General features: G+C 33.3%; 6 protein-coding genes and 2 pseudogenes. 5 read left to right on the top strand and 3 right to left on the bottom strand.

From position 1 onward, the window contains the following. Nucleotides 1-87, bottom strand: a pseudogene (locus tag CDZ78_RS24565) (IS6 family transposase); the annotation flags it as partial. A gap of 1772 nt (nt 88-1859) precedes the next feature. On the opposite strand from CDZ78_RS24565, the gene CDZ78_RS17475 reads away from it, so the two are divergent. Beyond that, nucleotides 1860-2420 carry a tyrosine-type recombinase/integrase gene (locus CDZ78_RS17475; RefSeq protein ID WP_087871132.1) on the top strand — a complete coding sequence of 187 codons (561 nt, stop codon included), beginning with the start codon at nt 1860-1862 and terminating at the stop codon, nt 2418-2420. A gap of 139 nt (nt 2421-2559) precedes the next feature. On the opposite strand, the gene CDZ78_RS23320 is transcribed toward CDZ78_RS17475, so the two are convergent. Then, nucleotides 2560-2706, bottom strand: a complete 147-nt coding sequence (locus CDZ78_RS23320; protein WP_244559282.1) for a hypothetical protein — start codon at nt 2704-2706, stop codon at nt 2560-2562. Between the two features lie 6 nt (nt 2707-2712). On the opposite strand from CDZ78_RS23320, the pseudogene CDZ78_RS17470 reads away from it, so the two are divergent. From CDZ78_RS17470 to CDZ78_RS17455, 4 genes and pseudogenes are all read left to right on the top strand, one after another. Then, nucleotides 2713-3039 (top strand): annotated as a pseudogene (locus tag CDZ78_RS17470) (transposase); the annotation flags it as partial. A gap of 398 nt (nt 3040-3437) precedes the next feature. Further along, nucleotides 3438-4502 carry a restriction endonuclease gene (locus CDZ78_RS17465; protein WP_087871130.1) on the top strand — a complete coding sequence of 355 codons (1065 nt, stop codon included), beginning with the start codon at nt 3438-3440 and terminating at the stop codon, nt 4500-4502. Beyond that, nucleotides 4495-6108, top strand: coding sequence for a hypothetical protein (locus CDZ78_RS17460; protein ID WP_087871129.1), 1614 nt, complete (start codon nt 4495-4497; stop codon nt 6106-6108). Before CDZ78_RS17465 ends, CDZ78_RS17460 begins: the two co-directional genes overlap by 8 nt. Continuing rightward, nucleotides 6101-6508: a hypothetical protein gene (locus tag CDZ78_RS17455; protein ID WP_087871128.1), complete on the top strand. Its 408-nt coding sequence runs from the start codon at nt 6101-6103 to the stop codon at nt 6506-6508. Before CDZ78_RS17460 ends, CDZ78_RS17455 begins: the two co-directional genes overlap by 8 nt. A 285-nt stretch (nt 6509-6793) precedes the next feature. Here the strand turns inward: CDZ78_RS17455 and CDZ78_RS17450 are convergent. Next, nucleotides 6794-7135 (bottom strand): DUF6399 domain-containing protein (locus CDZ78_RS17450; protein ID WP_244559281.1); only part of this gene is annotated, 342 nt, incomplete at its 5' end.

Here is a 7135-nt window from a genome sequence, read left to right as displayed (position 1 = left end):
GCGATAACTGAGTGGATAAGCCAAGTACCATCTGACATTTAGGAGAATGATTTATTTTTCAAAATGACGCCATTTAAAACTAAGCATATGAACCTTATTTTATTCGAATTGAGACTCATGATAGCAGGTAACGCGGAGAAGTGAACTTTATGCGACAGAACCTCAAATAGTTCTTATAGCAAAACAAGATGTAGGGTTTTGATGTAAATAACGCTATTGCCTCTTCAACGTCACCTATATGTTCTAGGACGACACTCACTATACCGCTAGACTTTTCAAAACTACCGTTATGTACAGGTTGCAGCCTTTTAAAAGTACCGTTGACGCAGTACCCTATGCCCTCCTTCAGAGCCGTTTTGTTAAACTCATCAATGTCCATGTACGCCAGATGACTATTAAAGATGCGCGTTAGGGGAGACCCCTCTGCCATGATTTGCATCTGTTCGTCTATTGAAACATGCGTATTTTTGTGCGTTTGCGTCAGTTGCTTTATCTCCGTTATGTCGTCTAAGCTTTCATAGTTAGACTTCCAGGGTAATTTGCACACTACCTGATTCTTGCCCGCTCGAGGTTTTAGACTAAGTGTGGATATAACGCGTTTCTTAAATTTATTCATAATTCCATTTTTTAGAATCGCTACTAACGATTCATATTTTCCATAATATGCATTTAACTATAAGATTAACTTTCCCGGTGTTCTCTTATATACCCAAACGAAATCAAGATGCAGGTTATTTTATCTCGTCATCCCTGCATGCTTTTAGCAGGGATCTATTGAATATACATGGATTCCTGGGAAAACCCTCGGGAATGACGGTCGGGGTAATTACTGCACCTTCAAGTAGTTTGGGTATAGATAGTAAATCAATCATGAGTCTCTACTAAAAGATTAGTATAGACTCATGACTTGAATGTAAAACAATTCGTTCCTCCTGAATTTTAAATACTAGCAATTTCTGTTCCACATTTTACTCCTTTTTAACCTGATATGAATTTTACCTCCTCATTTTTTTATTAGTATATGTACGATGACTGTTTAAAACGTCCTTCTACCAGAAATGTGAGTTTTAAGTCTGAAAAATATTAGAGGTATGACTTCATACGCCGCATATTAGAACCGTGAGTAGATGCTCAGCCTACGTATTCTGTGGGGGAGAGGGGTAGTTAAAAACCGAGCCAAGTTTCTAACATCAAGTGTTTTACTCTCTAGCACCTATAACACATAGGGATTTATAACCTTTATTTGTGTAAGGTATTAAGAAGCAAGAAATATCTATCTTTAAAAGACTGTAGTTTTCTTGCTTCTTAATACCACATAAACATTAAGGGATATAATCCAACAACTCACATCATTTACCAAGAAAATCTACGGCTAAACAAAACTCTAAAATGTAACTATATACGCGCCTGTGCCTGGCTGGCTACGCCATTAGCTTGGGGATGGCATCGTTGAAACGTGTTAGTGCCACCGCACTGAGCATCACTCAAAGGGGCATTAACCATTTGTTGAATTCGGAATGGTAGACATAAAAACCCCCTTGCACACTTTGTATGTGAAACCCCCTACCCGGGGATGGTGAGAGTAACCTTCGCTCTCAGCACCACAACTAAAAAGTAAACTCGATTCCAACTCTTACTTCCCCGCGAATCTTGAATATACATAATCGACCTTCTCATTACAAGAGGTTATTTTTAGGATTTGATCTTGACCCTAAACTGCTCATTTTGGATTCCTATGTAACACAATATTATTATGTTACATAGGAATATCAATTAAATTAGACGGTTAGGTTTTTAAGGTGTATCCTATGTAACAGAATTATAAAAATACTCCATTGTGTTACATAGGAATCCAAAAAATGAAATCAGTAGTAGCGGCAAACAAAAGTGAAATTCAGGTAATCCACTCCACTCTGGAAAAAAAGTTTCCGTCTATTTATGCGGATGTTTGGAAAATTGGCTGTCAGCTCAGTTTGAGAATAAGTGACCTGTTATCTCTGAAATATGCCCAACTTGACATTGATAATAGAGAAGTCACCTTGACGGAATCTAAAACCAACAAAATAAAACATATCAGACTAAATTCTATAGCAGTAGAGCTTATTCAAAAAAGAAGGAAACAATACCCAGATGATATTTATTTATTTCAGGTTCATAGCAATCGGACGGCTTCAAGTTCAGTAAAGAATATAAGTCGTGTGAGTGTAAGCCGTGTATTCAAACAAGTAGGGGATATGCTGGGGTTAAACATTAATACCCACTCAATGCGGAAGAGCCGGGGCAAAGCAATGTATGATGGGGGTGTGCCGGTGACTAAAATAGCAAAAGTGCTTAATCATAGTTCCGAAGCCGCAACACTGCGATATTTAGGCATTACAGCCGAAGATGTATTGCAAACCTATGATGACTTTGAATTGTAGCGTTTCAGTGAACACAAACTGCTCAAGCCCCTATTCGCAGGGATGATACGTTCAGTATTAACTCAAAATGGGAATGTGGTATTCCAGCATACTGCTACTATAAACCTGCCAGATCAAAGCGATATAAAAGGGCATGCCTCTACGGTGCAGACTCTTCTTGGTCAATAGCGGGGAATAAATAATTATAAGTTTTGATGTATCTATCTTGTAAATCGCTATAGCTTACGTCCTCCCCCTCTGGATCAATATCCGAAGCTTTAAAGCCCACTTCCTTTATAGCCTCCATTGGTTCATTGATGTTCAGATTCCCAAAACCAGAGATAAGAGTAAGCAAGGTATTAAATTTAACTCCTTGTTTATACCGCCTTACCTGAAACGAACAGAAAGTATTGAAGAATTATTACCTGTTTTATATCTGAAAGGCATTTCAACAGGTGACTTTTCTGAGGCTCTGAAGTCCTTACTGGGTTCGAATGCCAAGGGTCTGTCAGCGGGTACAATCAGTCGATTGAAACAGCAGTGGCAAGAAGAACATAGAAGCTGGTCAAATCGAGATTTAGAGCGAAAAAAATACGTTTATATCTGGGCGGATGGCGTCTATTTTGATATCCGTAGCGAAAAAGCCACATAACCACTATAATGGGCGAGTTATTTGAATTTATAGATGACTGAGTACCAATAGGTAAAATGACCTATAAGCAGCATCGAAAGTAACCATTTATAAAGTTATTTAGGAATTAACCATTGGTTGTGAAATGTAAATTAACTTCAGAACTTATGTTCATAACTTAGGAAAGACCGGCCTTATGACAGGAACATACAACTCAGTTAGTTGCTCCAGAGAGGGTAATATATTTCATTATCGCTAGGCAGCTAGACGTTGCCTTAAATTATTAGACTTTAAGACCACTTTAGACCGTTCTGTCGCATAGATCCCCCTTCACGACGTTATCTGCTATCATAATTCTCAATTCCAATAAAAGGTGGATCATAAGAACCATTTAAATAAAATACATAATGAACTCACCCATACAAAAAATATTATTTGGTAGTCCTGGAACTGGAAAAAGTCATAAAATTGATCATGAAATAATTCCTGATAAGTTGGGGATAATGGTTAATGAAACCCCTGAAAACATCATTAAAACGGTTTTTCACCCTGAATATACTTACGGTGATTTCATAGGTAAATTAATTCCTATTACTAGGTCAAGAAAAGTTGAATATAACTTTTACGAAGGACATTTTTTAAGAGCGCTATCCCAGGCATATAAAAACATAATTAAATCCTATGATAAACAAGGTAATATAATAGATAATCATAAAATAGAGAATGTAGTTTTAATTATAGATGAATTAAATAGAGGGAATTCATCATCTATTTTCGGGTCTATTTTTCAATTACTAGATAGGGATGATGATGGCTGGTCTAGTTATTACATAAGTATTAATGAAATTGAATTTATTAAAATATTAGAGCTTATTGGGGTAGAGTTTTCTTATGATAGTAATGGGAAAGTTGATAAATATGAACTAAAACCACACAATAGCGTACAGTTAAAAACATTTCAAGAAAAATTAAGTTTCTTAAAATTTGATTTAATTAATAAAACAATAAAAATCCCACCTAATCTTTCCATTATTGCCACAATGAATACTTCAGATAGCTCTATTTATTATATGGATAGTGCCTTTAAGCGGCGTTGGTCATGGGAATTTATAGACATAGATTCAAAATCTGTTACTTTAGAAGGAATTGCATTCAAAAATAGAGATGAATGGCATAACTTCATTCAAAATATTAACTTTTTCATAAAAAGTAACCATAAATCTATTCGAGGGATAGAAGATAAACAAATTGGTTATTTTTTTATAAAAGATGATGAGATAAAGAACGCTTGCATTCAGAATAAATTGATGTTCTTTTTATGGGACAGTGTTTTTAATAGGGATAAAAAACCATTAATTAACTTACTTTATGGTGAAAATACTAAATATCATAATGAGTTGATTACTTTTGGCGACTTTGCAAAGCAGGTTGATAATTTTATTAAAAAAATAAATAGTTTTAAAAGTGTTTAATTTTAACGAACTAAAATTAGATAGGAGAGAAGACTCTGAAAATACTAACTCATTTGTAGGTATCAGGAAAAACTCTAATAATGAAATGGTGTTTAGGCTTCCAAAAGGTTTCGATGATTTCCCCGAAAATAACTTTGAGGAGACTAAAAAATTATTTTTTAGGATGTACCGAACATTTAAAAAATTTGAGAATGATAGTAAATCATTACAGATAGATAATAAACCAACTGGAAAAGATAACATAGAAACAGGTGGGAATGGTTATCAATTTAAAGACAAAGAAAATAATGAAGTTGTTATTTATAGCAAGATTTCAGTAATAGAAAATTTACTTGAAGCTTATAATGAATTATCTCTAGATGTTATTGAGCGGCGTACTGGGAGAAATGAAGAAATAAATTATTCTAAAATTGATAGGTATCTTCATCATGCTATTTATTTAGAAGATGATATTACTTATATTGGTGAGATGGATCTACCTCGTCACTTTTTACATTATGAATCAGCTAATTTAATTGATTTATTTTGTTTCATTTTATATGAATTGGGAATTGAATTAGAACAAGAAATAGATAGCCGTGTTGAAGAACTATCTTATCGTTTTAAGGAGCAGAATTTGGCATATGATCAATCATTATTTAATGAAGAAACTTTTGACACTACAATTGTAGCATTAAAAGATAGTTTGGATGATATTGATAAAGTAACTGCTTATAAAGATGAAGATTATTGGGTACTTTATGAGGCAATAGAATCCTTTCTTTATGGAGAGTTAGATATGGAAAATACTCATGAAGATGGTGTTTTTTGGGGAATAAGTAATTTCTATCAAATATGGGAAGATATGTGTAATTCCTATTCATTTGATAAATTCAATGTTATTTATGCGGATACTAACATAATTTTTGATGGTAAACAGGTTGCTAATCATTCCGTCGGTGGATATCAATTATTTAAAATTGAAGAGTTTGAAAATCCATTTTTCATAAAATTTAGAGATAAAAAAAGATGGATTAGACCTGACTTAGTTCACCGCGTAGAGGAAGGTACTAGAATTCTTGAAAAATCCATTGAAATTAACATTACAAATAAACACAATAATAGAATAGATTTTAATGTTTATCTAAATGATAAATCAAAAAAAGAAATATATATCTTATTTTGTAGAAAATTAAAAACAGCTTTGAACTCTAGAAAAATTCATGGAGCAAGAGTAATAGACGGAAATACATTTAAAAACTTTCCTGAGTCGGAGCTACAAAATCAAAAAACAAAACTTATAAAATCTATAGGAAATGCACGTACTTCATACTTTATTCTAGACTGGAAATATATTGATAATTATAAAGTTTATAATAGAAAACTTAATACTGATATATCAAAACAACTTTGCTATGAATCCTCTCTTCATCAATACAAAAACGTGACTGACATAGAAAGTCAATTTATTGTCCCATATTTCTATAATACTTTTTTAAAACATAAGAATGGAATTGGTTATTTTGTTGATGAACATCTACTATTCAAAAGAATAGTAGATAACAAAATAAAGGTTTTTAAAGCGGACTTTAAAAAAATACAGGAAGTATATTTAACCCATGGTTAGTGAAAATACGGAAGCAATAAGTAATTTTATTACTTATTTAAGTGTAAAACAAAATAAACCAATAAATAATATTTTAATCAACCCATTAGTTAAACGTTTTTTTGAATCTAAAGGGGTTGATAATTATTCACCAATAGAAGAAAATTATGAAATATCTGATTTAGATTTTAAAAAAGTAGAAATTTCTTATTTTTATGATTATATATTTAATGATATTAATAAAAATAATGAAAAAATCGAAACACCTGTGAAGTATTGCATAACCATAGACAAACAAAACTGTTTAAAGAAGTGTGAAAAAACAGGAATATTGTATGATGATTTTTGGTTATATAAACAACCTATTTTTTATTTCATTTATATTGATGTAAAAGATATTTTTAGTGCTTTAAGAGGATAGAAATTTAGGTTCTGTCGCAAAAAAACAAAATCACACTATTACCTACGATCATAAGATTTAATTGTTTATGGCTTTAGCAGGATAGTAATGAAAAGTAACTTTTTACGTCTAAAACAACTACAAAGTTCTAGTGGACTGAGCTTTCAGCTTTGCTTAGTGGGGGCATGTAATATGTCCTTCTTTTATGCTTCACACCGAGACCCCTCAGCACTTGCTTTACAGCAAACTGGTTTGTCCTGTTTGCTAGGATACTACTCGGCAACTCATTAATGATTTCAGAGTTCGTCATTTCAACAGTTCTATCACCCAGTGCCGCGCCTGTTTCGTCATCAAGGCTTCCCGTCTAAGCCGGGACACCAGTAATTTCAAGGGGTCAAGAACAACCTTAGGTCGGCCTTTTCTGGGTAGAGGTAATTCCCCCATCTGGCCTAAAACCCATGAAAACAAACCAGAAAAATCCTGCTCAAAAAAACGTTTAGAAGCGGTTGTTCCATCTTGGCGTTTTAATCCATAATACTGGGTGTCCCGGCTTAGACGGGAAGTCGATTTTTCGTTCCATAATTTTACCAATAAAATGTAGTAGTAGTAGTAGTAGTAGTAGTAGTAGTAGTAGTAGTAGTAGTAGTA

It is taken from the genome of Bathymodiolus platifrons methanotrophic gill symbiont (assembly GCF_002189065.1).
Classification (GTDB): Bacteria; Pseudomonadota; Gammaproteobacteria; order Methylococcales; family Methylomonadaceae; genus Methyloprofundus.
This window is presented reverse-complemented; position numbering and strand designations above follow the sequence as displayed.